This is a genomic window from Massilia sp. CT11-137 (assembly GCF_047302885.1).
Lineage (GTDB): Bacteria > Pseudomonadota > Gammaproteobacteria > Burkholderiales > Burkholderiaceae_D > Telluria > Telluria orientalis.
This window is the reverse complement of record NZ_JBKYMP010000002.1, coordinates 204,657-230,440: the sequence shown is the minus strand read 5'-3', so window position 1 is coordinate 230,440 and position 25,784 is coordinate 204,657. Positions and strand designations below refer to the sequence as shown.

Here is a 25,784-nt window from a genome sequence, read left to right as displayed (position 1 = left end):
CCGGGATGCAAATCGACAACACCGTCTCCGTCGAAGACGCCGTCCAGGCCCTGGCCCTTGTCGGCGACCTGTCCATGGGCCAGCCGACCGATGGCTCCATCCGCGCGGCACGACTCGCGGCGCGCCTCGCGCAGGCCGACGGCGCTACGCTTGACACCTGCTGCCATGCGCGACTCGTCGCCCTGCTGCGCTGGTCCGGCTGCACGGCGAACGCGTCCGGCTTCGCGACCCTGCTCGGCGACGACGTCGGCGGCCGCGACGCCATGCTCACGCAGACGCTGCCCGCGGACAATCCGCTGACGGTCCAGAGCGTGACGCCGCTGGCACGCATCCACTGCGAGGTGTCGGGCGACATCGCCGGCCTGCTGGGCCTGCCGGCGGAAGTCGAGGCCGGGCTGCGTCACGTCTGGGAGCATTACGATGGCAATGGCCTGCCGGAACGGTTGCGCGGATCGGCCATTCCGACCGTCGTCTTCTACACGAGCCTGGCCGGCGACCTCGAGATCCTCGCGCGGACGCATGGCCTGCCCGAGGCGCTGCAGATGATTGCCCGGATGGCCGGCCGCAAGTACCCGGCGCCGCTCGCGCGCCTGCTTGCCGGGCACGCGCAGGCGTGGCTGGACGAGCTGGACACGCCGGCGCCGGCGGCCGTCGACCCGCTGCTGGCGCGGCACGTGCCGCTGTCCATCGTGGCCGACATGATGGAGTTGAAGCTGCCGTGGCTCGCGGGTTACTCGCGCCGCGTGGCCGAGCTGGTGGAAGCGGCCGCCGCGCGCGCGGACCTGTCGCCGGCCCAGCAGCAAAGTCTCGGCCGCGCCGCCCTCATCCACGGCATGGGCCGCGCGGCGGTATCGAACACGATCTGGGAACGGGAGGGAAAACTCAGCGCCGCCGACTGGGAAAAGATCCGGCTCGTGCCGTACTGGACCGCGCGGGCCGGCGTCCAGATCCCGACCCTGCGTCTTGAAGCCGCACTGGCGTCGCACGCCTACGAACGGCTGGACGGCAGCGGCTATTTCCGCAACCTGGATGCCGATGGGCTCGGCATGCCGCACCGCCTGCTCGCGGCCGCGTGCGCGTACGTGGCGCTGTGCATGCCGCGGCCCTGGCGTCCGGCGTATTCACAAGATGAGGCTGCGCGCGTGCTGGCCGGGCAAACACAAAGCTTCGATGCCGATGCCATACGCCACGTTATTGAAGCGGCCGGCGTTCCGGCGGCCGGCGTCCCGGCGGCCGGCGTTCCGGCGGCCGGCGTCCCGGCGGCCGGCGTCCCTGCCCCAGCGGCACCGGCGCGCAAGAGCCTGCTGTCCGATCGCGAAATCGAAGTCCTGCGCCGCATCAGCCTGGGCGAAAGCAACAAGGAAGCGGCGCGGGTCATGCAGATCAGCCCGTCAACCGTGCGCACGCACGTGGAAAGCATATTCCGCAAGCTGGCGTGCTCGACGCGGGCCGCGGCCACGCTCAAGGCGCTCACCCTGGGACTGATCTGAAAAACAAAAAACCCGCCGGACTCGCGTCGCGGCGGGTTTTGTGATGCTGAGTAAAAATTACTCGGCAGCGGCTTCGGCCGTAGCGGCACCGCGCGGGATCGACGAGGTGGCGACGGTCTGGTCCTTGCCGTGAGCAACGATGGTCACGCCTTCCGGCAGGGCCAGCTGCGACACGTGGATCGACTGGCCGGCTTCCAGCTTCGACAGGTCGACGGTGATGAATTCCGGCAGTTGGCCCGGCAGGCAGGACACGTCCAGTTCGTTCAGCACGTGCGACACGATGGCGCCGCTCAGCTTGACTGCCGGCGAGATCTCGGCGTTGACGAAGTGCAGGGCGACCTTGGCGTGGATCGGCTGCGAAGCGTCGACGCGCTGGAAGTCAGCGTGCAGGACCAGTTGCTTGTATGCGTGCATCTGGAAGTCACGCAGCAGGACTTTCTGCGTCTTGCCGTCCAGTTCCAGATCCAGGATCGAACCGTGGAAAGCTTCTTTCTTGAGCGCGTGGAACAACGCGTTGCCGTCCAGGGCGATCAGTTCCGGGGCAGCGGCGCCACCGTAGATGATGCCCGGGGTCTGGCCGGCGTTGCGCAGGCGGCGGCTCGCTCCGGTCCCCTGCTGAGTACGTGCAAATGCGACTACTTTCATGGTGTTACTCCAAAGTGTGGGCCCGAATGCCGGCGCGTGCCGGCCCGGTTGCCCGGGTTGTGATGTCCCCGCGACCAGGGACATCGGTAAAGAGCGCACTCGCGCACGCTCAAGAAATTCGGTACAGCTTGATGCGCCAACGGCGCGCCAGCATCTTTGCCTTGCGCGCCGTGTTTTACGGGTCATTCATGCGTTTTGTGGGCTCGGGGAGCCCACCCTACGACGATAACGAATCGTAGGGTGGGCACCCCGTGCCCACCATGCATACCGCGAAATTAATCGACGAACAGCGAGATGACCGAGTCGCCCTTGACGATACGCTTGAACGTTTCGGCCAGCAGCGGTGCGCAGGTCAGCTGGCGGATCTTGCCGCAAGCCTGGGCAGCCGGGCTCAGCGGGATCGTGTCGGTGACGACCAGTTCATCCAGCGGCGAGTTCGCGATACGCTCGATCGCCGGGCCGGACAGGACCGGGTGCGTGCAGTACGCGACGACTTTCTTCGCGCCACGCTCCTTGAGGACTTCGGCGGCCTTGGTCAGCGTGCCTGCGGTGTCGACCATGTCGTCCATGATCACGCAGTTGCGGCCTTCGACTTCACCGATGATGTTCATGACTTCCGACACGTTCGCCTTCGGGCGGCGCTTGTCGATGATCGCCAGGTCGCAGCCGAGGCGCTTGGCCAGGGCACGGGCACGCACCACGCCGCCGACGTCCGGCGACACGACGAGCAGGTCGTCGTAGTTGCGCTTCTGCAGGTCACCCAGCAGCAGCGGCGATGCGTAGATGTTGTCGACCGGGATGTCGAAGAAGCCCTGGATCTGGTCGGCGTGCAGGTCCATGATCAGGACGCGCTCGACGCCGGCTTCCTGCAGCATGTTCGCGACGACTTTCGCCGAGATCGCGACACGCGCGGAACGCGGACGGCGGTCCTGGCGGGCATAGCCGAAGTACGGAATCGCCGCGGTGATGCGGCCAGCCGATGCGCGCTTGAGAGCGTCGACCATCAGCATGATTTCCATCAGGCTGTCGTTAGTGGGAGCGCAGGTCGATTGCAGAACGAAGACGTCCTTGCCGCGAACGTTCTCGTTGATTTCGACCATGACTTCGCCGTCGGAGAACTTCGAAACTACGGCTTTGCCGAGAGGAATGCCGAGGTTTTTTGCGACCCCTTCTGCTAGCGCCGGATTGGCATTGCCGGTAAAAACCATCAGGTTTTCGTAAGCCATGGGAGTCCCAGAGATGTAAGAGCGTTGAAAGAAACTTGAAAAGTCGCTAATCGTCGGATGATTAACGCTGAACCACAAAAAAAAATGAGCCGCTCATTGGCGGCTCCATTTTTATCTGCCTGCTGGAGCACGTGTCATCATCAGCTCAGGCAAAGAAACTTTGGCAGGGGAACAAGGATTCGAACCTTGGTATGCCGGAATCAAAATCCGGTGCCTTAACCAGCTTGGCGATTCCCCTACACTGAAACTTACAGCTTGCCGCTGCACTCGATTATTATATCGTCGAATGCGTCGACAGGCAGAATTTTATTCTACAACTCGTTGATTTGCAAGAGCGATTTCATCGGATGTCGCTGCAGCGCTTTCGCTTTCCACGCTCTCCACCGAGCCGGCACATGCTTCAGTACCCGTTCAGCTTCCTGCTCTGTGGAAAATGCGCAAAACACGCACGAGCCCGAACCAGTCATCCTGGCCGCTCCGTAACCACCCAACCATTCGATCGCCTCTGCTACCGGCGGGAACAAGCGGGCTGCCACGTCCTGCAAATCATTTTTTCCGAAGCCAATCAAATCATTCGATTCGACATGTCGTCTGGAAAAGTCCGATATTGTGATGGCTTTCGTGTTTCTTGTCAAATCGGGGGCCGTAAAAATTGCAACGGTGGGAACGGACACGCCCGGCTCGATGACCACATACCAGCAATCCGGCCCCGGCACGGCCTGCAATGCCTCCCCCACGCCTTCGGCGAATGCCGTCTCGCCGAACAGGAAAAACGGGATGTCCGCGCCCAGCGGCAGGCCCAGCGCAATCAGCTCGGCATCCGTCAGGCCGGCCTGCCATAGATGATTGGCCGCCATCAGCGCCGTGGCCGCGTCGGACGAGCCACCGCCGAGTCCGCCGCCCATCGGCAGGCATTTCTCGACGGCGACGTCGATGCCGGGCGGCAGGCGCCCGTGGCGGCGCTGGTATTCCGCCTGCAGCGCGCGCAGGGCGCGGACGATCAGGTCCTGCTCTTCCGGCACGCCGGGCACATCCGTCGTGCGCACGATGCGCTCGTCGCTCCGTACATCGAAGTGCAGCGTGTCGCTGCGGTCGATGAGTTGGAACACGGATTGCAGCAGGTGGTAGCCGTCCGACCGGCGGCCCACGACGTGCAGGAACAGGTTCAGCTTGGCCGGCGCGGGACAGTTGTGCAGAGACGTCGGGGCCATGTCACGCCACCGGATCGATGACGATGCGGATCGTCAGCGCATCGCCGACGGCCGTCGTGCTGCGCTCGGCATCGATGCGGCGCGGCATCGGGGCGCCGCCCGGGCCGTTCTGCCATTCCACGAAACGCAGGCGCCAGCCGTCGTTCGTGACGACGCTGTCGTGCGCGGGCGACGCCGTGAAACGCTTGCCGCTCGCGTCGACGGCATAGCCCTGCAGCCAGTCGCGCAGGCCGCTCACGGGCAGGGTCCAGCCGAGGGACTTCGCCGTCAGCGTGTCGATGTCTTTTTCCACGCGCGGTGCGCGGCCGGACTGTTTCAACGTCGCGGTCTCGGGCGTGACCGTGATCTCGGCGACGGTCTGGCCCAGCGGCGAGAACAGGGAGACATCGATGCGGCCGGGGCGCTGCGCCCACGTGAAATTGCCGTTGATCGATTGCGGCTGGCCATCCTTCTGGTAGTTCGCGGCCAGGCGGCCGTTCAGGTCGATGGTGTCGCGGTAGGCGCCCACCTGGGCGGTCGGGTTGGCCAGCGGGACGTTGGCGGTGGTGGCGCAGCCGGCCAGGGCCGCGACGCAGGCGGCGGCGATAACGAATCGGGAAAGTGAATGCATCGGCATGAAGTCAGCAAGTCGAATGAACCGACGGACGCCGCAGCGTCCGTCGATTGTCATTATTTCACAGAGTCTGGTGCAGGCGCGCCAGTGTGCTCTTCAACGCGTCATTCTTCGGATCCTTGGCCTGCGCCTCGCGCCATAGCTTGCGGGCATCGTCCTTCTGGCCCTTCTTCCACAGCACTTCGCCCAGGTGGACGGCGATTTCCGGATCGTTGCGCACCTCATAGGCCTTGCGCAAGTGGGCCTCGGCCTCGTCCAGCTTGCCAAGGCGATAGTTCACCCAGCCCATGCTGTCGAGGATGAACGGGTCGCCCGGCGCCATTTTCAGGGCCTTGGAGATCAGTCGATAGGCTTCCTTCAGGCGGATGTTGCGGTCGGCCAGCGAATAGCCGAGCGCGTTATAAGCCTGCATATTGTCCGGCGACTTGGCGATCACTTTCCGCAGCGCCTTTTCCATCACGGCCGTCTTGCCCATCTTTTCGGCCATCAGGGCATAGTCGTACAGGAAGTCCGTATTGTCCGGGAAGCGCTTGACGCCCTGCTCCATCAGCTTGAACGCGTCCTTGGCCTGGCCCGCGTCGCGCAGGATTTGCGCTTCGACGAGGACGATCTGCGCCTGCTCCGTCTTGTCGTCCGTCTTCAGGGTGCCCAGCAGCTTGCGCGCGCCGGCGACGTCGCCCTGCTTCGCGGTCAGCTGGGCGCGGCGCAGCTCGGCCCCGAACTGGACCTTCGGATCCTCGGTGTCGAGCCGATCGAGCCAGTCGGCCGCGGCCTTGTAATCGCCCCGTTCCTCGGCGATCTGCGACAGGATCATCACGGCCTTCGACGGGTCGCGCTCGTCTTCCGGCGCCTTGTCCATCAGGTCCACGAAGCGGCTGAAATATTTTTCGGCGGCCGTGCGGTCGTTCATCTGCATCGACAGGATGCCGAGCGCGTACAAGGTGCCCGGATTGTCGGGCTGGGCTTTATCCAGCGTGAGGAATTCCTGGCGCGCGGCCTCGTACTGCTTTTCGTTGACGAGCAGGCGCGCATACGCGGAACGCACTTCGCGCGCCTCCGGGTGGGCGGCGAGGAAATCCTTCAGCACCTTGATGGCGCCGCCTTCGTCCTCGCTCACCTGGGCCGCGGTCAGCGCGGCGATCTCGGAATCGGGCTTCAGTTGCAGGGCCGTTTGCGCCTCGCGCCTGGCGGCCGCCTTGTCGTTGCGCGCCAGCGCGGCCTGGGCCAGCACGACGTGCGTTTCCATCAGGTTGCCGTACGGCGCGACGAGGCGCTCGAGCATGGCGCTGGCCGCTTCCTTGTCCTTGGCACGCAGCAGCAATTGCTGCATCTGGAACATGACGAGGCCGCGCGCGGCCGGGGTCGCGTCCGCCAGACGCTGTTTCAAGATATTTTCGGCCTCGCCGAGGTTGTCGGAGAGGATGACCAACCCCAGATAGTACTGGCTGGCCTCTTCGGAGTCCGGTGCGTACTGGCGCCACAGTTTCACGGCGGCGAGCGCGTCGTCGGCCTGCTTGGCGGACAGCGCCATCTCGGCGGCGCGCTTGGCGAGGCGCGGGTCCTTCGTCTGCTGGGCCAGGCTCATCATCGTCAGGTACGGTCCCTGCCAGTCCCCGTTCTTGTAGGCCATCTCGGCCTGCATGAGCTGACTCATCATGGCCGGGGTCATCTCGACGTTGGGAAGTTTTTCGGCCTGTTCGCCTTCCTTGGCCTGGTCGGGATGGTCCCGGGCTTCGGCGGCGGCGAGCGGCTGGTCGGACAGGTCCTGGGCCGGTTGCTGCTGCTTGGGAGCCACAGCGCAGGCCGACAGCAGTGCGGAGAGGGTTACAATGGCGAAAGCGTTTTTCAAGGCAAGTCCCACGTCATCGAGATTGTCCGATTCTACGCCATGCACCCGCCCCGCGTGCGCCGCTGCAACACGAATTTACATTCCGATCATTTCAAAGGATCGCTTCAACATGTTCAGGGCAAGGCGCAGCGACGCAGACAGTGCTGTAGCACGGCAAGGAGCTGCAACACCGCACTGGACATTTTTAAGCGAGACCATACATGCCTGAATTACCAGAAGTGGAAGTCACCCGGCGGGGGGTTGCACCTCACCTGGAAGACCGCATCGTCGAAGACGTCGTGCCGCGCCGCGACGGCCTGCGCTGGCCCTTTCCCCCGAATCTGCGCGAGCTGCTCGCGGGCCGCCGCATCCTCGGCACCGGCCGGCGCGGCAAATACCTGCTGCTGACATTCGAACATGGCACCTTGATCGTCCACCTGGGCATGTCCGGTCATTTGCGCGTGCTGCCGGAAGGGGTCGAATTGAAAAAGCACGACCACTTCGACCTCGTCGTGCGCGGCCCGGAAGGCCGGCGGGTGCTGCGCCTGCACGACCCGCGCCGCTTCGGCGCCGTCCTCTGGCACGGCCACGACGACGGCGAGCTGGAACAGCACGTGCTGCTGCGCGGCCTGGGCGTGGAACCGCTCGAAGACAAGTTCTCCGGCGCCCTGCTCCACCAGGCGACGAGAAACCGCAGCGCCCCGATCAAGCAGGTGCTGCTCGCGGGCGACATCGTCGTCGGGGTCGGCAATATCTATGCGTGCGAGAGCCTGTTCCGCGCCGGCATCAACCCGAAGACGGCCGCCGGCAAGATCAGCCGCGCCCGCTACGACAAGCTCGCCGAAGCGATCCGCGACATCCTCGCCGCCGCCATCGTGCAAGGTGGCAGCACGCTGCGTGACTTTATTGCCGTAAATGGTCAATCGGGCTATTTCCAGCAGACATATTTCGTCTATGATCGTGCAGGAGTTCCTTGCCGCAACTGTGGCACGCCGGTCCGCCAGATCAAGCAGGGCCAGCGGTCCACGTTCTACTGCGCGGTCTGCCAGCGGTAAGGTCATCGACGAGGCACGGGACACGCGGGACACCTATATGCAGGATTTGCAACAGTACGCGCACTGGCGCGCGCAGGTCGCCCAGGCGCTGGATGCGTATCGCGGCTGGGCCCAGGGGGCCGAGCTGCTGGACGGGGCGGCGGAACAGCGCGTCGCGCGTGCGCTCGCACGGCTGCGCGACGACCGCCTGTCGGTCGCGTTCGTGGCCGAATTCTCGCGCGGTAAATCCGAACTGATCAACGCCATCTTCTTTGCCGACTACGGCCAGCGCATCGTGCCGTCGAGCCCCGGCCGCACGACGATGTGCCCGACCGAATTCGCCTGGGAGCCGGCGCTCGTCCCCTGCATCCGCCTGCTCCCGATCGAGACCCGCGCCGAGCGCCTCGCGACGGGCGACTATCGCGACGTGCCGGATGCGTGGACCGTGCTGCCGCTGGACCTGTCCGCGCCGGAGCGCATGCACGAGACCTTCCTGCAGGTGAGCCTCACGCGCCGCGTCGCGCCGGACGAAGCGCAGCGCTACGGCCTGTACGATCCCGACGATCCCGACCTCGCGGCGACCCTGGGCGCGGACGGCCTCGTGGAGATCCCGCGCTGGCGCCATGCGCTGATCAATGTGCCGCATCCGCTGCTCCAGCAGGGCCTCGTGATCCTCGACACGCCGGGCCTGAATGCGATCGGCACGGAGCCGGAGCTGACGCTGAACCTGATCCCGAACGCGCACGCCGTGCTGTTCATCCTGGCCGCCGAGACGGGCGTCACGAAGAGCGACATCGACGTCTGGCGCACCCATATCAACGCCGGGCCGGGACGCATCGTCGTGCTGAACAAGATCGACGCATTGTGGGACGAGTTGCGCAGGCCGCACGACAACGACGCCGCCATCGCGCGCCAGCAGCACGACGCCGCGCGCCTGCTGGGCGTGGCGGATGCGCAGGTGTTCCCGGTGTCCGCGCAAAAGGCCCTCGTCGGCAAGATCACGGGCGATCTCGGACTGTTCGAACGGAGCCGCGTGGGCGCGCTGGAATCGGCGCTGTTCCATGAACTGATCCCGGCGCGCCAGGACATCCTGCGCCGCCAGCTGCAGGAGGATCTCGCGACGTTGACGGGCGCCCAGTCCGCGCTGCTGGCCGCGCGCGGGCGCGACCTCGTCGAGCAACTGCAGGAACTGCAAAGCCTGCGCGGCAAGAACCAGGGAGTGATCGCCCACATGGTGCGCCGTGTCGAGATGGAGAAGAAGGAGTTTGACGCCAGCCTGTTCAAGCTGCAGGGCACGCGCGCCGTGTTCACGACCTTGTCGACGGAGCTGTACTCGACCATCGGCATGGACGTCGTGCAGGACCATGTCGACGCCGTGCGCGCCGCGATGGAAGCTGCGCGCTTTTCGACGGGCATGCGCGCGCCGGTGCGCGCCTTCTTCGACCAGGCGCGCGCATGCCTGGCTGCGGCGCAAGCAAAAATCGCCGAGATCGCGGCGATGATGGAGACGATGGTGCGGCGCTTCTCCACCGAGCACGGACTCGCGCTGGCGCTGCCGGCCGCGCTGTCGCTGGAACGCTACCGCCGCGAGATCGACGCCATCGAAGCGATCTACGTGAAGCAGTTCGGCACGGCGACCCTGCTCATCACGAGCCGCGGCACCCTGCTCGAACGCTTCTTCGACACGATCGCGTCGCGCATCAAATTCGCGTTCCGCGAAGCGAACGGCGACGCCGAGGCGTGGCTGAAGGTGGTCATGGCGCCGCTCGAAGCGCAGATCCGCCAGCACCGCGACCAGCTGCGCCACCGCCAGGCATCGATCCAGCGCATCCTGGAAGCCACCGACAGCCTGGAACAGAAAATCGCCGCCTTCGAGGCGGCCCAACACGACCTGGAGCAGGTCAAGGCGCGGCTGGTGAATTTATCCGGCGTCGTCGCGGACGCCTTGCGCGCCGACCTGCCCGAATTGCGAGCAGCTTGATAGATGAAACGCAGCACCGACACCGAAATCCTGTCCGACCCCAGCTTCTCGCGCGCCGTCATCGACTGGCAGCGCGCCCACGGCCGCCACGCCCTGCCCTGGCAGAACACGCGCGACGCGTACCGCATCTGGCTCTCCGAGATCATGCTGCAGCAGACGCAGGTGACGGCGGTGCTGGCCTATTACGCGCGCTTCCTCGAGCGCTTCCCGACCGTGCACGACCTCGCCGCCGCGCCGGCGGAAGACGTGATGACGCACTGGAGCGGCCTCGGTTACTACACGCGGGCGCGCAACCTGCACGCGTGCGCCAGGCGCGTCGTTGCCGACTACGGCGGCGTGTTCCCGAGCGACCCGGCACTGCTGGCCGACCTGCCCGGCATCGGCCGCTCGACGGCTGCCGCCATCGCCGCGTTTTCCGCCGGCGCGCGCGCCGCGATTTTGGACGGCAACGTCAAGCGCGTGTTCGCGCGCGTGTTCGGCATCGACGAATACCCGGGCATCAAGCCGGTGGAAGACGCGCTGTGGCGCCGCGCCGACGCGCTGCTGCCGGAAGGCGACGGCATCGAGGCGTACACGCAGGGCCTGATGGACCTGGGCGCCACACTGTGCACGCGCGGCAAACCGGACTGCGACCGCTGCCCGCTGCGCGACCGCTGCGTGGCATTCGCGACCGACCGCACCTCGGTGCTGCCCGTGCCGAAGCCGAAGAAGGCGACGCGGGAGCGGCGCGCGCTGATGCTGGCCGTCGTCGACAACGGCCAGGTGCTGCTGCAGCAGCGGCCGGATTCCGGCATCTGGGGCGGCCTGCTGTCGCTGCCGGAATACGATGGCCACGTGGCGCTGGACGAGGCGGACGATGTGTCGCCGACGACGCTGGCCGGCGCCGCCGGCGAGTTCGGCACGGTGGCCGAGGTCGAACCGCTGCTGCCGCTGGTACACGGCTTCACGCACTACCGCCTGCACATCCAGCCCTACCGGATCGGCCTTCAGGCGCGCGGCGAGGCGCCGCCGGGCCACGTGTGGTGGGACCTGGCGACCATCGCGGACGCCCCGCTGCCGGCGCCGATCAAGAAGCTGCTGGGGCAACTGGCGGCCCCATCGCTGTTCAGCTAACACCGGGGTCAGAGCCCGATTTTTGGAAATTGGCACTAGGCTTTTGCCCAAATTCGGGCTCTGACCCCGGTTGTCTCCTGACAGGAATTGACAGTGGTCCGGCCTAGACTGGCCGCACTGTCAACCAATGAAGGAGAACACCATGCTGACCCCGACCTATACCATCCTCTACGTCGCCGATCCGCACGCCAGCGCACGCCTGTATGGCAAGCTGCTGGACGCGCAGCACGTCGAGAGCTCGCCCACGTTCGTGCTGTTCCCGCTGGAGAATGGCCGCATGCTGGGCCTGTGGGCGAAGTCCGATGCGGTGCCGGCCGCCGACTTCCACGGCTGCGGCAGCGAGCTCGCGTTCCGCGTGCCCGACGACGCGCAAGTCGATGCGCTGCACGGCAAGTGGCGCGACGCCGGCCTGCGTATCCTGCAGGCCCCGGCCAAGGTGGATTTCGGCTACACGTTCACCGCGGCCGATCCGGATGGACACCGGCTGCGCGTGTTCGCGCGCGGCGAGTGACATACCACCGTCGCCCCCGCGAAGGCGGGGGCCCAAGTTTGCGGAGCGGAGACGCGTAGAAATTGGGTTCCCGCCTGCGCGGGAAGTCGTTTCCGGCAGTGCCGGGAACGACGGATGTTCAGAAGGTATCCAAGGAATAAATGCGCCGGTGTTCCTTGATCGCATACCGATCCGTCATCCCGGCGATGTAATCCGCGATCTTGCGCGCCTGTTTCATGGTGTCGCCGGACGCCACCTGGTAGTCCGGCGGCAGCAGCACGGGATCGGTCATGAAGGCGTCGAACAGCTCGTGCACGATGCGACTCGCCTTCACGCGCATGCGGTTCACCTGGTAGTGGCGGTACAGGTTCGCGTGCAGGAAGCGCTTCAGTGCCGTCGTCTCCTCGCGCATCTTCCGGGAGAAGCGGATCAAAGGCGGACCGGCACGCACGTCCTCGATGCTCTGCGGCGAAGCGTCCGCCAGCAGCTCGGCCGACGTCGCGGCCAGGTCGGCCGTCATCGCCGTGATCATCAAACGGATCGTCTCGTACAGCTCGCGCCGTCCCTGCAGGCCCGGGTACTGCCGCACGACCTCGCGGTGCAGGCGCGCGAACAAATCCACCTCTTCCATCTGCTTCATCGTCAGCAGGCCCGAACGCAGGCCGTCGTCGATGTCGTGGTTGTTGTACGCGATTTCGTCGGCCAGGTTCGTCAGCTGCGCTTCCAGGCTCGGTTGCGTCCTGTCGATGAAGCGCTGGCCCAGTTCTCCCAGCTGGCGCGCGTTCGTCAGCGAGCAGTGTTTCAGGATGCCTTCGCGCGTCTCGAACGTGAGGTTCAGGCCATCGAAGGCGCCGTAGTGTTCCTCGAGATGGTCGACGACGCGCAGGCTTTGCAGGTTGTGCTCGAAGCCGCCGTAGTCCTTCATGCAGTCGTTCAGCACGTCCTGGCCGACGTGGCCGAAGGGGGTGTGGCCAAGGTCGTGCGCGAGCGCGGTCGCTTCGACGAGGTCTTCGTTCAGGCGCAGGCTGCGTGCCAGCGTGCGCCCGATCTGCGCGACTTCGATCGAGTGCGTGAGGCGGGTGCGGAATAAATCTCCCTCGTGATTCAGGAAGACCTGGGTTTTATACTCGAGCCGGCGGAACGCGGTCGAGTGGATGATGCGATCGCGGTCGCGCTGGAATTCGCTGCGCGAGCCGGGCGACGGTTCCGGATGACGACGCCCACGGCTCTTCGACGACTGCGCCGCGTAGGGAGCCAGGTGGGCGTCGAAGTCGATCATGACGAGCAGGCCTGCAACGTGGCGTCGAGCAGTTCGCGCGGCGCATTCGTGATGCTCGGGCTGCCCAGCGGTTTCAGGAGGATGAACTTGATGGCGCCGCCCTCGTTCTTCTTGTCGACTTCCATCAGCTCGATCCAGCGCTCGATGCCCAGGTCCGGCGCGACGACCGGCAGCCCGGCCGCCTTCACGAGCGCGCGCACGCGCTCGAGCGCGGCGTCGTCGATGAGGTTCAAACGGCGCGACAGGTCGGCCGCCATCACCATGCCGCAGCCGACGGCCTCGCCGTGCAGCCACGCGCCATAGCCCAGGCCCGCCTCGATGGCGTGGCCGAACGTGTGGCCGAAGTTCAGCACCGCGCGCAGGCCGCCTTCGCGCTCGTCGCGGGCGACGACGTCGGCCTTGATCTCGCACGAGCGCGCGATCGCGTGCGCGAGGGCCGCGTGGTCGCGCGCCACCAGTTTCCCGATGTTCGCCTCGATCCAGTCGAAGAACGGGGCGTCGAGGATGGCGCCGTGCTTGATGACTTCCGCCAGGCCGGCCGACAGCTCGCGGTCCGGCAGGGTGTCGAGCGTGGCGGTGTCGGCGATCACGGCGCGCGGCTGATAGAACGCGCCGATCATGTTCTTGCCCAGCGGGTGGTTGATGCCCGTCTTGCCGCCGACCGAGGAATCGACCTGCGCGAGCAAGGTGGTCGGGATCTGCACGAACGGCACGCCGCGCATGTAGGTCGCGGCCGCGAAACCGGTCATGTCGCCGATCACGCCGCCGCCCAGCGCCACGAGGGTCGTCTTGCGGTCGCACTTGTTGGCCAGCAGCGCGTCGAACACCTCGTTCAGGCTCTCCCAGTTCTTGAACTCTTCGCCGTCGCGCAGGATGATGGGCACGACCTCGCGGCCGACCGCCCGGAGGGGGCCCGCGACCTTGTCCAGGTACAGCGGGGCGACGGTGGTGTTGGTGACGATGGCCACCTTGCCGCTGCCGCCGATGTGTCGGTTGAGTAAAGAAGAATCGTCCAGCAGGCCGCGTCCGATCGCGATCGGATAGCTGCGGTCGCCCAGCTCGACGTTAAGAGAGATGCATGCCTGTTCGTTCATTGTCGTCTTTGCGTTGGCCTGCTCGCGTGCGGCGTTGTCCGCGTCGAGCTGGTCCAGGATTGTCTGAACCATCGATTGTACGTTAGGTCGGCCCGTGTCGATGACCATGTCGGCGATCTCGCGGTACAGCGGCTCGCGCTGCGCGGTCAGGTCTTCCAGCTTCCTGCGCGGGTCGGCCGTCTGCAGCAGCGGGCGGTTCTTGTCATGCGCCGTGCGCGCGAGGATGCTGGAGACGCTCGCGCGCAGGTAGATCACGGTGCCCCGCTCCGCCAGCAGCGCGCGGCTGGCCGGGTTCAGCACGGCGCCGCCGCCGGTCGCCAGCACGATGCCGTTCTGCGCGGTGAGTTCGCGGATCACGTCGGCTTCGCGGCGGCGGAAGCTGGCCTCGCCCTCGATCTCGAAGATCCACGGAATCGTGGCGCCCGTGCGCGCCTCGATCTCGTGGTCGGAATCGATGAAGGTCATGTCCAGGCGCCGCGCCAGCAGGCGGCCGATGGTGGTCTTGCCGGCCCCCATCAGGCCGACGAGGAAGATGTTGTTGTTCTTACAGTCAGACACGTGTACGCGTTCAAATAAAAACGGCCAGGACATCCCTGGCCGCTTTGTTGCAATTGGGCATCCCTTAAGAAAACTTATGGGCAGGTGAACGACAGTTTAAACGGAATACTGGTTACGGAGCCAGCGGGCGTCGTGACCGTGACGTTGAACTTGGCCGTGGACGGTCCCGTGCAATTGGTCGGGCTCGTGCTGCCGACGCTGAACAAATGCGTATAGCCCTGCGGGATGCTGCCCACCGTCAGGCCGGTCGGATCGTCGACGGCGCTGTTCGTGTGCGGCGCGACGCTCGGCACCGTGGCGGGCACCACCGGCGCGGCGTTGCCGCCGAGCATACCCGTGATCGCGACCGTGGAATTGGCCGGCATCGGGTTGTTGTTCACGTCGTTGAACTGCAGCCGGAAGCTCTTGGTCGCACTGGACGGCAAGGTGCCCAGGTCGATCTCGCCGCTCGCCAGCGGCGTGGGGCTGGCGTCCATGTAGACGTATTTGACGGCGCTGCCGCTCATGAAGATCGCGGTCCGGGTGTAGACGGTATTCGTGCCGTCCGTCGAGCTGGCGCAGATCGTGGCCAGGCCGGGGCGGGTCGCGTCCGGCGTGGCGGCGTTGCACGGCGTGGCCGGCGTGCCCGGGATCGCGACGCGCGGCGCCTGGGTGCGGAACGCCACCGAGCAGACGCCGTTGACGGTGTTGCAGCCGCCTTTGTCGGACGAGCCGATGGCCCCCATGTTCGTCTGGAACACGACCGGCGTGCCGTCCGGGACCGGGTTGCCGAAGGCGTCGGCCACCATCACCTGCACGGTCGTGGCGGACGGGCTGTCCACGCTCCAGCCCTCGACGTTGAACGAGCCCGAGCTCAGCGAGAACCCGCGCTGCGCCGGCAGGCCGGTCGTCACGACGATCGAGTCGGACAGGGTCGAGATGTCCGGACCGCCGTTGGTGCCGGTGCCCTTCAGCGTGGCCTGCACGCGGAACGACGTCGGGGTCGCGCCCGAGTTGACCGTCGTGACCACGCTGCCGGTGGCATCGGTCGTGTCGCTGGCCTTGTTGATGACGACGTCGGCGCCCGCAGGCACCGGCGTGAAGTCCACGCGCTGGCCGGCCAGCGGATTGCCGAAGATGTCGACGACCTTGTACGTCAGGATCGCGGTTTCGGTGCGGCCGTTGCCGCCGTTGCCGCGCACGACGATCGATTGCGTGGTCGGCGTGGCGCCCACGAACTGCACCGACGCGGCGGCCGGCGGCGCGATCGCCAGCGTGGCCGACGCCGACTTGGCGATGCCGGCGGCCGTCACGGTGATGATGTCGTTGTTGGCGCAGCCCTTGTCGCGGTAGACCGTCTGCACGGTGCCGTTATTGGTCGGCACGGTCGCGGCCAGCGTTGCCTTGCCGGCCGTGACGCACGCGGAGCTGAAACTGACGTTGACCTGCTGGTCCGTGTACTTGCTGGAACCGTTCAGCACGTCGACCGACAGCACGGTCGAACCGTAGGCCTGGATGCTGGCCGGGCTGGCGGACAGGGTGCCGAACGTCAGCGTGGTGGCGCCGACGGAATAGTTCGCGGTGCCGCTCACGGTCGTGCCGGCGACGCTCGACGTGGCGGTCACGGTGCCCGCGCCGCCGGAGGCCAGGCTGGCGGCGCGCATGCTGACCTTCGCGACGCCGTTGACATCCGTGAGCGCGGTGGCGGCGGTCGGCGAGAACACGGCCAGCGTGTTGTCGGTGGCGAAGGTCACGATCGCGTTCGGCACGGGCTTCTTGTCCGCGTCCAGCACGGTGGCATTGACGGTCAGCAGCGTGGCGCCGGAGAGCGCATTGGTCGACGCGCCGGCCGCGTTCGTGAAGCCCACGGAGACGGTGGGCGCCGCAGGGGTCGTCGTGCCGCCGGTACCGCCGGTGCCGCCGGTCCCCGTGCTGCCGGAACCGGAGCCGGTCCCGCCGCTCACGGCGCCCGGATTGCCGCCGCCGCCGCCGCATGCGGTCAGCACCATGGCCATCAGCAGGCCGGCCACGCGCACGCCGTGGCGCGCCGTGGAATCGTTCTTGAAGTCGTTCATGTGTGGGTTCTTGTTGATGATTCCGTCAATGACCGTTCTGCAGGCGCTCGGCCACGATCTTCGGCGTGATGAAGACGAGCAGCTCGGTCTTGGTGTTCTGGCGCGACGTCGACTTGAACAGATTGCCCACGACCGGGATGTCGCCGAACAGCGGCACCTTGTTGTCGTTGCGGGTCTCGGTCATCTGGTAGATGCCGCCCAGGACCACCGTGCCGCCGTTCTCGACCATCACCTTGGTCTTCACGTGCTGCGTGTTGATGGCGAAGCCCGACGCGGTCGCCTCGCCCTTCGAATCCTTGGCCACGTCCACGTCCAGCACGACGTTGCCGTCCGGGGTGATCTGCGGCGTGACTTCCAGCTTCAGGTTCGCCTTCTTGAACGTGACCGACGTGGCGCCGCTGCTCGTGGCCTGCTGGTACGGCAGCTCGACGCCCTGCTCGATGATGGCCGGGACGTTGTCCTCGGTGACCACGCGCGGGCTGGAGATGATCTTGCCCTTGCCGTCCGCTTCCAGCGCGGACAGTTCCAGGTTGAGGAAGCGGTTCGCCGCCGACGAGAACAGGGAGAATGCGATCGACGGCGCATTCGTGCCGTTGATGCCGGCCGCAGGCAGGTTCACGAGCGTGGTGTTGGTGTAGCCGTCGCCCTTGTCCGGCGTCTGGCCCGTGACCTGGCCCACGCCCGTCAGGTTGCCGCCGATGGCCACGCGCTGGTTGCCGCTGACCTGGTAGCCCGTGTCGCCGCCGCGCAAGGTGCGCAGGTCGGCAAAACCGAGCTTGGCGCCGAGGTTGCGCGAGAAACCGTCGTTCGCTTCCACGAGGCGCGCCTCGACGAGCACCTGCCTGGTGGCGATGTCGGTCTTCTGGATCAGTTTGCGGATGTCTTCGATCTTCGATGCGATGTCCGTGACGAACAGCTGGTTCGTGCGCGGGTCGATGATGGCGCTGCCGCGCTTGGACAGCACGCGGTTCTTGCCGCCGCCGTCGCCGCTGGCGCCGCCGTTCTGGTCGAGGCCGAACACGGTGCGGAACGACTCGGCCTTCTGGTAGTTCAGCTGGAAGATCTCGGAGCGCAGCGGTTCCAGGTCGGAGATCTGGGCCTTCTGCTCGAGCTCCAGTTTTTCCTTGGTCAGCAGTTCTTCCTTCGGCGCGATCCACAGCACGTTGCCGTTCTTGCGCATGTCGAGGCCCTTGGCCTGCAGGACAACGTCCAGCGCCTGGTCCCACGGCACGTCCTTCAGGCGCAGCGTGAGGTTGCCGGTGACGGAATCGCTCGTGATGATGTTCAGGCCCGAGATGTCGGCGATCGCCTGCAGCGCCTGGCGCACCTCGACGTTCTGGAAGTTGAACGACAGCTTCTCGCCGCGGTAGCCCGCGCCGCCTGCGCCGCCGGCCGGCCGGTTCGGATCTTCCTTGACGGGCTTGACGTCGATGACGAGCTGCGTGTCGCTCTGGTAGACGCTCTGCTCCCAGTTGCCGTGCGCTTCGACGACCATGTGCGTGTTCTCGCCCTTGGTCGTCGTCGTGATGCGCGACACGGGCGTGCCGAAGTCGGTCACGTCCAGGCGCCGGCGCAAGGTCGGCGGCACGCCGGTTTTCATGAAATCGACGAGGATCTGCGAGCCGACCTGGCGCACGTCGACGGCGACCTGGCCGTTCGGCAGGTCGACGACGATGCGGCCTTCGCCATGGGTGCCGCGGCGGAAATCGAGATCGCGCAGCAGCGGCAGGCTGGCCGGGACTGCGCTTGCCGCGCGGGCCGGCTCGCCGGCGGCGTCGATGGCGCGCGCGGGCGCGCCCGAGCCTTCGACGGTGACGATGACATCCTTGCCGTCGACGGCGGTCGCGTAGTTCAGTACGCGCTTCAGGTTCAGCACGAGGCGCGTGCGCTCGCCCGCCTGCACGACGTTCACGCCGCGCACGTCGCCCAGGTTGATGTCCTGGACGTTCTTGCCGGTGGCGTTGGCGGTGGCGCCGAAATCGAGCGCGATGCGGGCCGGGTTGGTGATCGAAAAGCCGATCGGCAGCTGCTTTGGCGGCGCCTTCATGCCCACGCGGATGACGACGTTGCCGCCCTGCTGGTTGGCGCTGATCGACTCGATCGCGTTGTCCTGGGCCCAGGCGCACACCGTGGCAAGCGCCAGCAGCATGCCGCCCGCGGCGGAAAGGAATCGGGTCATTTACGGTTCTCCTTGGTTTGCAGCTCCAGCTTCGTCATGCGTTGCGTCCATTCTCCGGCGGCGTCCTGCACCACTTCGCGGATGTCCACGGCGTCCTCGCCTACGTGCGTCACGACGCCGAAGTTCTGGCCGATGCGCTGGCCGGCCTTCACCTGGTACAGCGCGCGTTCGATCTGCAGCAGCGCGAAGCGCGTGCCGCCCTTTTCCATCGTGCCGACCATCTGCATGGTGTCGAGCGGAAAGGTCTCCAGCTGCTCGCGCGGGCGCTGCAGGTCCGGCTGGTTCGGGTTGTTCGACGTCGCGGCCGTGCGGGCCAGTTCGCCCAGCAGCTTGTTCGCATCGAACGGGTCGATGGCGTCCTTCGCGCCGTACGCGTAAGGCAGGAAGTCCTTCGGCTCGGGCAGCGGCTTCACGGCCGGGCGCGTGTCGCGCTTGACCTGTTCCATCCAGTCGCGCACTTCGCGCACGTCGGAATCGCCGCAGCCGGCCAGCAGCAGGGTCGCCATCAGGGCGCCGATCGCGATGCGCGGGCTCATGCCTTCCCCTTCTTGGCGGTCTTCTTCGCCTTGCGGGCCTTGGCCTGCGCATCCAGTTCGTCCTGGTCGAGGTAGCGGAAGGTCTTGGCGATCGCGTCGAGCGACAGCGTGCCGTCCTTGCCGGCGGTGAGCGCCAGGTTGTTCAGGGTGACGATGCGGGGCATCCTGGCCATGTCGGCCGCGAATTCGCCGATGTCGTGGTAGTGGCCCGTGACCTTGATGTCGATCGGCAGCTCGGCGTAGTAATCCTTGACGACGACCTGGCCCGGCTTGAACAGTTCGAACTGCAGGCCGCGGCCGATGCCGGCCTGGTTGATGTCGGACAGCAGCGCGGCCATCTCGGCCTTGCTCGGCAACTGCTTTTCCAGCCGCTCGACGTAGCGGTTCACCTGCTGCTGCTGGGCTTCCAGCGCGTCCAGGTTGATCGCCTGCGCCATCTTGACCTTGTAGTCGTCGCGCAGCTTGAGTTCCTGCGCGGCCAGAGCGGCCTGCTCCTCGAACTGGCCGCTCCAGTAAAAGAAGTAGCCGAGGCCGAGGACGGCCGCCATCACGCCGGCCGCGCACAACAGGCGCGGCGCCAGCGGCCACAGGCCGGGATGGCGTCCCTGCAGGCCCTCGAACTGGGCGGCCAGGTCGGCGAAAGACTGTTTCAGATCGATGTTCATGACTTCGCGCCCGCGCTGTTACCCGATTTTGTCGTGGACGGCCTGGCGTCCTTGTCGTCGTCGCTCGTGCGAGCGCGCTTGATCGCGACGTTCAACGTGAATTCGACGACCTTGCGGCCGGTCTTGCTCTGCGCGAGCGTGGCCGCGCGCACCTCGGTCAGGTCCGGGCGCTCCAGCCACGGCGAGCTGCCGGACAGGTTGCGCAGCAGCTCCGCCACGCGCTCCTGCGACTGCGCATAGCCGTTCAGCAGCACGCGCTGGCCGTCCTGCTTGAAGCTTTTCAGGTACACGCCGTCCGGCGTCTGGCGCACCAGTTCGTCGAGCAGGTAGACGGGCTGGTTGCGGTCGCCCTGCAAGTCCTCGACGGCCTGCTGGCGCGCCTTCAGCGCCTCGATCTCGGCCTTCAGGCTGGCGATCTTGCCGATCTTCTTGTCCAGTTCCGCGTTGGCGTTCTTGAGCACCAGGTTGCGTTCGTTCTGCGTGGCGATGCGGCTGGCGTTGTACGCGCCGACGAGCAGCACGAGCGCGACGCCGACCAGGCCGCCCAGCGCCAGCAACGCGATGAACGCGGCCTGTTTCTGCTTGCGCTTCGCTTCCCGGTGCGGGAGCAGGTTAATGCGGATCATCAGCCGAACCTCCGCAGTGCCAGGCCGCAGGCGACGAGATAGCCGGGACCGTCCGTGCGCAGCTGCTGCTCGCGCACGGCGGGAGCCAGCTGCATGCCGGCGAACGGCGCCACGACGGAGGTCGCGATGCGCGTGCGGCCGGCGATGATGTCGGGCAGGCCGGGCAACTGGGCGCTGCCGCCGGCGAGGACGATCTGGTCGATGCGCGTGTACGGCGTCGACGTGTAGAAGAACTGGATCGCGCGCGTGACTTCCAGCGCGGCGTTTTCGAGCCAGGGCGCCAGCAGGTCGGCGCGGTAGTTGTCCGGCAGGTCGCCCGTCTTCTTGCGCGATTCCGCTTCCTCGAACGACAGGCCGTAGGCGCGCACGACGTCCTGCGTGAGCTGCACGCCGCCGAACGGCTGCTCGCGCTCGTAGACGGTGTCGCCGTTCTGCAGCACGGAGACGTGGGTCGCGTTGGCGCCGATCTGGAACAGCGCGACGATGCGGTCGCGCGGACCGTTGTCGTTGTCGAGGAGGCGCTGCAGCGCGGCGCGGGCGGCGTACGATTCGATGTCCATCACGGTGGCCGTGAGCCCGGCCGCTTCGGCGATGGCCACGCGGTCCTCGACCTTTTCGCGGCGCGCCGCGGCCAGCATCACTTCCATGTCCTCGGGCGAACTGGCGACGGGGCCGATCACGTCGAAGTCGAGGCTGACCTCGTCCAGCGCGAACGGGATGTACTGGCTGGCCTCGGACTCGACCTGCACTTCGAGCTGGTCTTCCGGCAGGCCGGCAGGCAGGATGATCTTCTTGGTGATGACGGCGGCCGGCGGCATGCCGAGCGCCACGTGCTTGATGCGGGTGCCGCTCTTCTGCACGACGCGGCGCACGGCGTCCGACACCGCGTCGATGTTCTCGATGTTGCCGTCGACGACGGCGCCGCGCGGCAGCGGTTCCGCCGCATGGCGCTCCAGCCGCAACTCACCCTTGCCGCCGTCGGACAACTCGACCAGGCGCACGCCGGACGTACTGATGTCGAGCCCGACGAGCGGCGGGCTCTTTTGTCCGAACAAGGAACCTAGACTGATCACGAGCGCACTCCCCTATCTGCTGCTTCTTTGAACGCCCGCTTGGGGAACTGTTGAAATGGTAGAAATACAGTGCATATATATCAGGCACGGTATTGAATCGTAGCAATACTGATGTATGAGGACAAGAAATTTCTACACGGGAACATAATAGTGCGCAGCATGAAAACGACACTCCTTTCACTCTGATATCAATCAATCTTGCCTCTGTTTTCACACCTATTGTCCGCTTGTCACGCCGTGCCTCAGATACAAGCGTGACTTATAATGAAATGGATCAATAAAGCGACCGACATTACGCATGAAAGCATCCCAAAACGGGGCCAGCCCCGCGCCGCAGTCTCCTTCGCCGAAGCACACACCCAAGCGCATCCTCCTGACCATCCTCGCCACGCTGGCCGGTCTGGCCGTCTGCGGGGTGCTCGTGGTCGTGTTCGCGCTGGCGATGGCGTACCCGAACCTGCCCGCCCTCGACACCCTGACCGACTACCGGCCCAAGATGCCGCTGCGGATCTTCACGGCCGATAACGTCCTGATCGGCGAATTCGGCGAGGAGCGCCGCACCCTCGTCCACTTCAAGGACATCCCGGACGTGATGAAGAAGGCCGTGCTGTCCATCGAGGACGACCGCTTCTACGAACACGGCGGCGTCGACTACTGGGGCATCCTGCGCGCGGCCATCCACAACGCCACCGGCGGCGCGCGCCAGGGCGCGTCGACCATCACGCAGCAGGTGGCCCGCAACTTCTTCCTGTCGTCCGAGCAGACCCTCAAGCGCAAGGCGTACGAGGCCCTGCTCGCGTACAAGATCGAAAAGAACCTCACCAAGGACCAGATCCTCGAGGTTTACATGAACCAGATCTACCTGGGCCAGCGCGCGTTCGGCTTCTCGTCGGCCGCGCAGATCTACTTCGGCAAGGATCTGAAAGACATCTCGGTCGCGGAAGCGGCGATGCTGGCCGGCCTGCCGAAGGCGCCGTCCGCGTACAACCCGGTCGTCAATCCGAAGCGCGCGCGCGTGCGCCAGCAGTACATCCTGCAGCGCATGCACGACCTGCGCTACATCACCGACGCCCAGTACGAACAGGCGAAGAACGAGGAACTCAAGATCAAGATGGACAGCACGGCGTTCGGCGTGCATGCGGAATACGTGGCCGAGATGGCGCGCCAGCTCGTGTACGAGCAGTTCAAGGAAGACACCTATACGCGCGGCCTGAACGTGTTCACGACGATCACCAAGGCCGACCAGGACGCCGCCTACCTCGCGCTGCGCCGCGGCGTGATGGACTACGAGCGCCGCCACCCGTACCGCGGCCCGGAAAAATACATCGAGATCCCGTCCGCCAAGGGCGAAGCCGACGAAGCCATCGAGGCGGAGCTGGCCGAGCATCCGGATTCGGACGGCATCGTCGCGGCAGTCGTGATGGCGGCGTCGCCCACGCAGGTGAAGGCGGTGCTGGCGTCCGGCGAGGACATCACGATGACGGGTGCCGGCCTGGCGTTCGCCCGGGACTGGCTGTCACCGAAGGCGGCCGAGACCCGGCGCCTGCGCCGCGGCGCCGTCATCCGCGTCATGCAGGACGACGATTCGTCATGGCGCATCACGCAGATGCCGGAAGTGGAATCCGCCTTCATCGCGGTGAGCCCGGACGACGGCGCGATCCGCGCGCTGGTGGGCGGCTTCGACTTCAACCGCAGCAAGTTCAACCACGTGACGCAGGCGTGGCGCCAGCCGGGATCGTCGTTCAAGCCGTTCATCTATTCGGCGTCGCTGGAGCGCGGCTTCTCGCCCGCCACCCTGATCAACGATGCGCCGATCTCGTTCGACGCGGGTGCGACAGGCGGCCAGGCGTGGGAACCGAAGAACTACGACAACAAGTACGAAGGCCCGATGACGATGCGGCGTGGCCTGACCAAGTCGAAGAACATGATCTCGATCCGCATCCTGAACAAGATCGGCGCCCGCTACGGCCAGGAATACGCGACGCGCTTCGGCTTCGATCCGGACAAGAACCCGCCGTACCTGACGCTCGCGCTGGGCGCGGGTGCGACGACGCCGCTGCAGATGGCCGGCGCCTATTCGGTGTTCGCCAACGGCGGCTACCGCATCAGCCCCTACATCATCTCCAAGGTGACGGATGCCGACGGCAAGGTGTTGTCGGAAGCGCGTCCGGACCGCGCCGGCGTCGAAGCCAACCGCGTCATCGACGAGCGCAATGCGTGGCTGATGGACAGCATGCTGAAGGACGTGGCCCGCTACGGCACGGCGGCGAAGGCATCGCAGGTGCTGAAGCGCACGGACATCGCGGGCAAGACGGGGACGACGAACGATTCGATCGACGCGTGGTTCGCCGGCTACCAGCCGCACCTGGTGGGCATCGCGTGGATCGGCTACGACCAGCCGCGCAACCTGGGCAACAGGGAAACGGGCGGCGGCCTGGCGCTGCCGATCTGGATCGGCTTCATGCAGAAGGCGCTGAAGTCCGAGCCGGTGGTCGAGCGTCCGGTGCCGCCGGGGCTCGTGCAGTACGGCGACGAGTACTATTACGCCGAGAATCCGCCGGGCACGGGCGTGCAGTCGCTGGACGTGGGGCCGGTGGCCCCGGCGGCCGAGCAGAAGTCGCGCGACGCCGTGCGCAACGAGTTGTTCTGAAACTGTCGGAAGTCTTTACAGTTGAATTGCTCGCTTGGAACACTGTTCGTTCAAGTTGTTGTTTCTAAAAGGCAAAGCGTTTGCGTTGCAAAATGGCATGAAGATTGCTCAACAGGAAGCCGACGTCCAACACTGTCCTTTCCTGGGGAGCCAATAACATGATCAAAAAAATACCTGCAATCGCTTTCGCTCTTCTTTCCGGCATCTTTTCGGTACAGTCCGCCAACGCGACCGTGTATTCGGTGGCCTACACCGCGACGGCGCCCAGTTTCTCGATCCTGTCCGGGACGGGCGACGTCGGCGCGACGCTCTTTGTGGGCGATTCGTTGACGGTGACGGTCAACGCCCCCGCCAACAAGGCGTTCAAGACCACCGGGGGATTCTTTTTCAATTACCAGATGTGGAACGGCAGCGGCCAGCTCACCGAGGATGCCACCTACGACTTCTCGCTGGGCGGACTCAGCGTCCTGTCCGGAACCGTGAACAACGCGGCGGGATGCTGCTCCGACGTGCGCCTGCCCCTCTACAGCCTGCCTCCGCTGACCTGGGATACCCTGACCTTCACGGCGACGATCGTCAGCGCGAACGGTCCTATCCAGCTGCTGAACCTGTTCGCCTCCCAGCAGGACAACACGCAGTTCATCGACACCGCGGCCGTGCCGGAACCGGCGTCGATCGCACTGATGGCCATCGGCGCGCTGGGCTTCGCGCAGCGGCGCCGCCAGCGCGGCAAGCAGGCCACGCTGGCCTGACCTGGAAGCCGGCGCCCGCCGGCTTTTTTTCGCCGTCAGCGCAGCTTGACCGGCGCGCCGCCCTGCTGGGTGGCGAAGTCGGACAGCGACGTGAAGAACTCCGTGTCGTCGCGCGTATTGCGCCACTCGTCGCCCACGCGCTTGTAGTGGAAGCCGCCGGCGCGGGCGGCGATCCACATTTCCTGCAACGGCGCCTGGCTGTTGACGATGATTTTCGAGCCGTTGTCGACGAACTCGATCTCGAGCACGTTGCCGCTGCGCTTGCACTCGACGTCGACGATATCCTGCTCGAACAGGCGGTCGAATGCCTGCTCGATGTCGTTCAGGGTGGACTCGGCCAGGGCCAAAAATTCGGATTCGGTCATGCTACACTCCAAGGTCTGCTAATCAAACCGTGATTCTAATCGTGAAGTCCCCATTTGCGCTCCTGACAAGCCTGGCGACCCTGATGGCGCTGTCGGCCTGCGGCCAGACCGGTCCGCTCTACATGCCCAAGCCCCCCGCCCGTCCCGGAGCCGCGCCTACCAGCGCCGCCCCGGCCGGCACCACCACGAACACGGCCACTCCGGCGGTCCAGATCTCCCCGCCGGCACCCGCTGCCGGCGTGACCGTCCCCGCCGCCGGTTCGAATGCGAACAATACCGAAGCGAACAACCAGACGCCGCCGGCCACCCAACAGTAAGCACC

At 66.1% G+C, this 25,784-nt stretch carries 22 protein-coding genes and 1 tRNA gene; 8 read left to right on the top strand and 15 right to left on the bottom strand.

What is annotated here, in order from left to right:
- The first annotated feature begins 5 nt into the window (after window positions 1-5).
- On the top strand, window positions 6-1,490 hold the full coding sequence (locus ACEN98_RS17770; protein ID WP_413386176.1) for an HD domain-containing phosphohydrolase: 1,485 nt from the start codon (window positions 6-8) through the stop codon (window positions 1,488-1,490).
- Between the two features lie 57 nt (window positions 1,491-1,547).
- Here the strand turns inward: ACEN98_RS17770 and ACEN98_RS17765 are convergent, their stop codons facing one another.
- The 6 genes from ACEN98_RS17765 to ACEN98_RS17740 form a co-directional block, all read right to left on the bottom strand.
- Window positions 1,548-2,135 carry a 50S ribosomal protein L25/general stress protein Ctc gene (locus ACEN98_RS17765; RefSeq protein ID WP_413338968.1) on the bottom strand — a complete coding sequence of 196 codons (588 nt, stop codon included), beginning with the start codon at window positions 2,133-2,135 and terminating at the stop codon, window positions 1,548-1,550.
- Window positions 2,136-2,410: 275 nt separating this feature from the next.
- Complete coding sequence (locus ACEN98_RS17760; protein ID WP_056126570.1) at window positions 2,411-3,361, bottom strand: ribose-phosphate pyrophosphokinase; 951 nt, start codon at window positions 3,359-3,361, stop codon at window positions 2,411-2,413.
- 161 nt (window positions 3,362-3,522) lie between these two features.
- Window positions 3,523-3,599: transfer RNA gene (locus ACEN98_RS17755), tRNA-Gln, on the bottom strand.
- Window positions 3,600-3,672: 73 nt separating this feature from the next.
- Window positions 3,673-4,572 carry a 4-(cytidine 5'-diphospho)-2-C-methyl-D-erythritol kinase gene (ispE, locus tag ACEN98_RS17750; RefSeq protein WP_413386175.1) on the bottom strand — a complete coding sequence of 300 codons (900 nt, stop codon included), beginning with the start codon at window positions 4,570-4,572 and terminating at the stop codon, window positions 3,673-3,675.
- A 1-nt stretch (window position 4,573) separates the two neighbouring features.
- Window positions 4,574-5,188, bottom strand: a complete 615-nt coding sequence (locus ACEN98_RS17745) for an outer membrane lipoprotein LolB (protein WP_413386174.1) — start codon at window positions 5,186-5,188, stop codon at window positions 4,574-4,576.
- A gap of 58 nt (window positions 5,189-5,246) precedes the next feature.
- Entirely contained in the window at window positions 5,247-7,034 is a 1,788-nt protein-coding gene (locus ACEN98_RS17740) for a tetratricopeptide repeat protein (protein WP_413386173.1), read from the bottom strand.
- Window positions 7,035-7,234: 200 nt separating this feature from the next.
- On the opposite strand from ACEN98_RS17740, the gene mutM reads away from it, so the two are divergent.
- From mutM to ACEN98_RS17720, 4 genes are all read left to right on the top strand, one after another.
- Complete coding sequence (gene mutM / locus ACEN98_RS17735; RefSeq protein ID WP_413386172.1) at window positions 7,235-8,068, top strand: bifunctional DNA-formamidopyrimidine glycosylase/DNA-(apurinic or apyrimidinic site) lyase; 834 nt, start codon at window positions 7,235-7,237, stop codon at window positions 8,066-8,068.
- Window positions 8,069-8,105: 37 nt separating this feature from the next.
- A complete protein-coding gene (locus ACEN98_RS17730) occupies window positions 8,106-10,028 on the top strand; it encodes a dynamin family protein (protein ID WP_413386171.1) in 1,923 nt (640 codons plus the stop codon).
- A gap of 3 nt (window positions 10,029-10,031) precedes the next feature.
- Window positions 10,032-11,141, top strand: coding sequence for an A/G-specific adenine glycosylase (gene mutY / locus ACEN98_RS17725; protein ID WP_413386170.1), 1,110 nt, complete (start codon window positions 10,032-10,034; stop codon window positions 11,139-11,141).
- A 142-nt stretch (window positions 11,142-11,283) separates the two neighbouring features.
- The gene (locus ACEN98_RS17720) at window positions 11,284-11,652 is read left to right on the top strand and encodes a VOC family protein (protein WP_413386169.1); all 369 of its coding nucleotides are present in this window, start codon (window positions 11,284-11,286) and stop codon (window positions 11,650-11,652) included.
- Window positions 11,653-11,770: 118 nt separating this feature from the next.
- Here the strand turns inward: ACEN98_RS17720 and ACEN98_RS17715 are convergent, their stop codons facing one another.
- The 8 genes from ACEN98_RS17715 to ACEN98_RS17680 form a co-directional block, all read right to left on the bottom strand.
- Complete coding sequence (locus ACEN98_RS17715) at window positions 11,771-12,910, bottom strand: deoxyguanosinetriphosphate triphosphohydrolase (protein WP_413386168.1); 1,140 nt, start codon at window positions 12,908-12,910, stop codon at window positions 11,771-11,773.
- Entirely contained in the window at window positions 12,907-14,520 is a 1,614-nt protein-coding gene (gene aroKB, locus ACEN98_RS17710) for a bifunctional shikimate kinase/3-dehydroquinate synthase AroKB (RefSeq protein WP_413389054.1), read from the bottom strand. Before aroKB ends, ACEN98_RS17715 begins: the two co-directional genes overlap by 4 nt.
- A 116-nt stretch (window positions 14,521-14,636) precedes the next feature.
- Complete coding sequence (locus ACEN98_RS17705) at window positions 14,637-16,616, bottom strand: hypothetical protein (protein ID WP_413386166.1); 1,980 nt, start codon at window positions 16,614-16,616, stop codon at window positions 14,637-14,639.
- Between the two features lie 25 nt (window positions 16,617-16,641).
- On the bottom strand, window positions 16,642-18,795 hold the full coding sequence (gene pilQ / locus ACEN98_RS17700) for a type IV pilus secretin PilQ (protein WP_413386165.1): 2,154 nt from the start codon (window positions 18,793-18,795) through the stop codon (window positions 16,642-16,644).
- Entirely contained in the window at window positions 18,792-19,331 is a 540-nt protein-coding gene (locus tag ACEN98_RS17695) for a pilus assembly protein PilP (protein WP_413386164.1), read from the bottom strand. The genes pilQ and ACEN98_RS17695 overlap by 4 nt, the downstream gene beginning before the upstream one ends.
- Window positions 19,328-19,996 (bottom strand): type 4a pilus biogenesis protein PilO, encoded by a 669-nt coding sequence (locus ACEN98_RS17690; RefSeq protein ID WP_413386163.1) that lies wholly within the window; start codon window positions 19,994-19,996, stop codon window positions 19,328-19,330. The genes ACEN98_RS17695 and ACEN98_RS17690 overlap by 4 nt, the downstream gene beginning before the upstream one ends.
- Window positions 19,993-20,622, bottom strand: a complete 630-nt coding sequence (locus ACEN98_RS17685; protein ID WP_413386162.1) for a PilN domain-containing protein — start codon at window positions 20,620-20,622, stop codon at window positions 19,993-19,995. The genes ACEN98_RS17690 and ACEN98_RS17685 overlap by 4 nt, the downstream gene beginning before the upstream one ends.
- The gene (locus ACEN98_RS17680) at window positions 20,622-21,695 is read right to left on the bottom strand and encodes a pilus assembly protein PilM (RefSeq protein ID WP_413386161.1); all 1,074 of its coding nucleotides are present in this window, start codon (window positions 21,693-21,695) and stop codon (window positions 20,622-20,624) included. Before ACEN98_RS17680 ends, ACEN98_RS17685 begins: the two co-directional genes overlap by 1 nt.
- A 298-nt stretch (window positions 21,696-21,993) precedes the next feature.
- Between ACEN98_RS17680 and ACEN98_RS17675 the strand changes: the two genes are divergently transcribed.
- Together ACEN98_RS17675 and ACEN98_RS17670 are read left to right on the top strand one after the other, a co-directional pair.
- Window positions 21,994-24,345, top strand: a complete 2,352-nt coding sequence (locus tag ACEN98_RS17675) for a penicillin-binding protein 1A (protein WP_413386160.1) — start codon at window positions 21,994-21,996, stop codon at window positions 24,343-24,345.
- A gap of 158 nt (window positions 24,346-24,503) precedes the next feature.
- The gene (locus ACEN98_RS17670) at window positions 24,504-25,097 is read left to right on the top strand and encodes a PEP-CTERM sorting domain-containing protein (RefSeq protein ID WP_413386159.1); all 594 of its coding nucleotides are present in this window, start codon (window positions 24,504-24,506) and stop codon (window positions 25,095-25,097) included.
- 35 nt (window positions 25,098-25,132) lie between these two features.
- Here the strand turns inward: ACEN98_RS17670 and cyaY are convergent, their stop codons facing one another.
- On the bottom strand, window positions 25,133-25,462 hold the full coding sequence (cyaY, locus tag ACEN98_RS17665; protein WP_056126539.1) for an iron donor protein CyaY: 330 nt from the start codon (window positions 25,460-25,462) through the stop codon (window positions 25,133-25,135).
- A 41-nt stretch (window positions 25,463-25,503) separates the two neighbouring features.
- Here cyaY and lptM point away from each other — a divergent pair, with 41 nt between their 5' ends.
- The gene (lptM, locus tag ACEN98_RS17660) at window positions 25,504-25,779 is read left to right on the top strand and encodes an LPS translocon maturation chaperone LptM (RefSeq protein ID WP_229412148.1); all 276 of its coding nucleotides are present in this window, start codon (window positions 25,504-25,506) and stop codon (window positions 25,777-25,779) included.
- Window positions 25,780-25,784 lie beyond the last annotated feature (5 nt).

Excerpts from the sequence above, each read along its gene's own strand:
- ACEN98_RS17770 (WP_413386176.1), top strand. The coding sequence starts at position 6 with ATGCAAATCGACAACACCGTCTCCGTCGAAGACGCCGTCCAGGCCCTG.
- ACEN98_RS17765 (WP_413338968.1), bottom strand. The coding sequence starts at position 2,135 with ATGAAAGTAGTCGCATTTGCACGTACTCAGCAGGGGACCGGAGCGAGC.
- ACEN98_RS17760 (WP_056126570.1), bottom strand. The coding sequence starts at position 3,361 with ATGGCTTACGAAAACCTGATGGTTTTTACCGGCAATGCCAATCCGGCG.
- ispE (WP_413386175.1), bottom strand. The coding sequence starts at position 4,572 with ATGGCCCCGACGTCTCTGCACAACTGTCCCGCGCCGGCCAAGCTGAAC.
- ACEN98_RS17745 (WP_413386174.1), bottom strand. The coding sequence starts at position 5,188 with ATGCCGATGCATTCACTTTCCCGATTCGTTATCGCCGCCGCCTGCGTC.
- mutM (WP_413386172.1), top strand. The coding sequence starts at position 7,235 with ATGCCTGAATTACCAGAAGTGGAAGTCACCCGGCGGGGGGTTGCACCT.
- ACEN98_RS17730 (WP_413386171.1), top strand. The coding sequence starts at position 8,106 with ATGCAGGATTTGCAACAGTACGCGCACTGGCGCGCGCAGGTCGCCCAG.
- mutY (WP_413386170.1), top strand. The coding sequence starts at position 10,032 with ATGAAACGCAGCACCGACACCGAAATCCTGTCCGACCCCAGCTTCTCG.
- ACEN98_RS17720 (WP_413386169.1), top strand. The coding sequence starts at position 11,284 with ATGCTGACCCCGACCTATACCATCCTCTACGTCGCCGATCCGCACGCC.
- ACEN98_RS17715 (WP_413386168.1), bottom strand. The coding sequence starts at position 12,910 with ATGATCGACTTCGACGCCCACCTGGCTCCCTACGCGGCGCAGTCGTCG.
- aroKB (WP_413389054.1), bottom strand. The coding sequence starts at position 14,520 with ATGGGGGCCGGCAAGACCACCATCGGCCGCCTGCTGGCGCGGCGCCTG.
- ACEN98_RS17705 (WP_413386166.1), bottom strand. The coding sequence starts at position 16,616 with ATGAACGACTTCAAGAACGATTCCACGGCGCGCCACGGCGTGCGCGTG.
- pilQ (WP_413386165.1), bottom strand. The coding sequence starts at position 18,795 with ATGACCCGATTCCTTTCCGCCGCGGGCGGCATGCTGCTGGCGCTTGCC.
- ACEN98_RS17695 (WP_413386164.1), bottom strand. The coding sequence starts at position 19,331 with ATGAGCCCGCGCATCGCGATCGGCGCCCTGATGGCGACCCTGCTGCTG.
- ACEN98_RS17690 (WP_413386163.1), bottom strand. The coding sequence starts at position 19,996 with ATGAACATCGATCTGAAACAGTCTTTCGCCGACCTGGCCGCCCAGTTC.
- ACEN98_RS17685 (WP_413386162.1), bottom strand. The coding sequence starts at position 20,622 with ATGATCCGCATTAACCTGCTCCCGCACCGGGAAGCGAAGCGCAAGCAG.
- ACEN98_RS17675 (WP_413386160.1), top strand. The coding sequence starts at position 21,994 with ATGAAAGCATCCCAAAACGGGGCCAGCCCCGCGCCGCAGTCTCCTTCG.
- ACEN98_RS17670 (WP_413386159.1), top strand. The coding sequence starts at position 24,504 with ATGATCAAAAAAATACCTGCAATCGCTTTCGCTCTTCTTTCCGGCATC.
- cyaY (WP_056126539.1), bottom strand. The coding sequence starts at position 25,462 with ATGACCGAATCCGAATTTTTGGCCCTGGCCGAGTCCACCCTGAACGAC.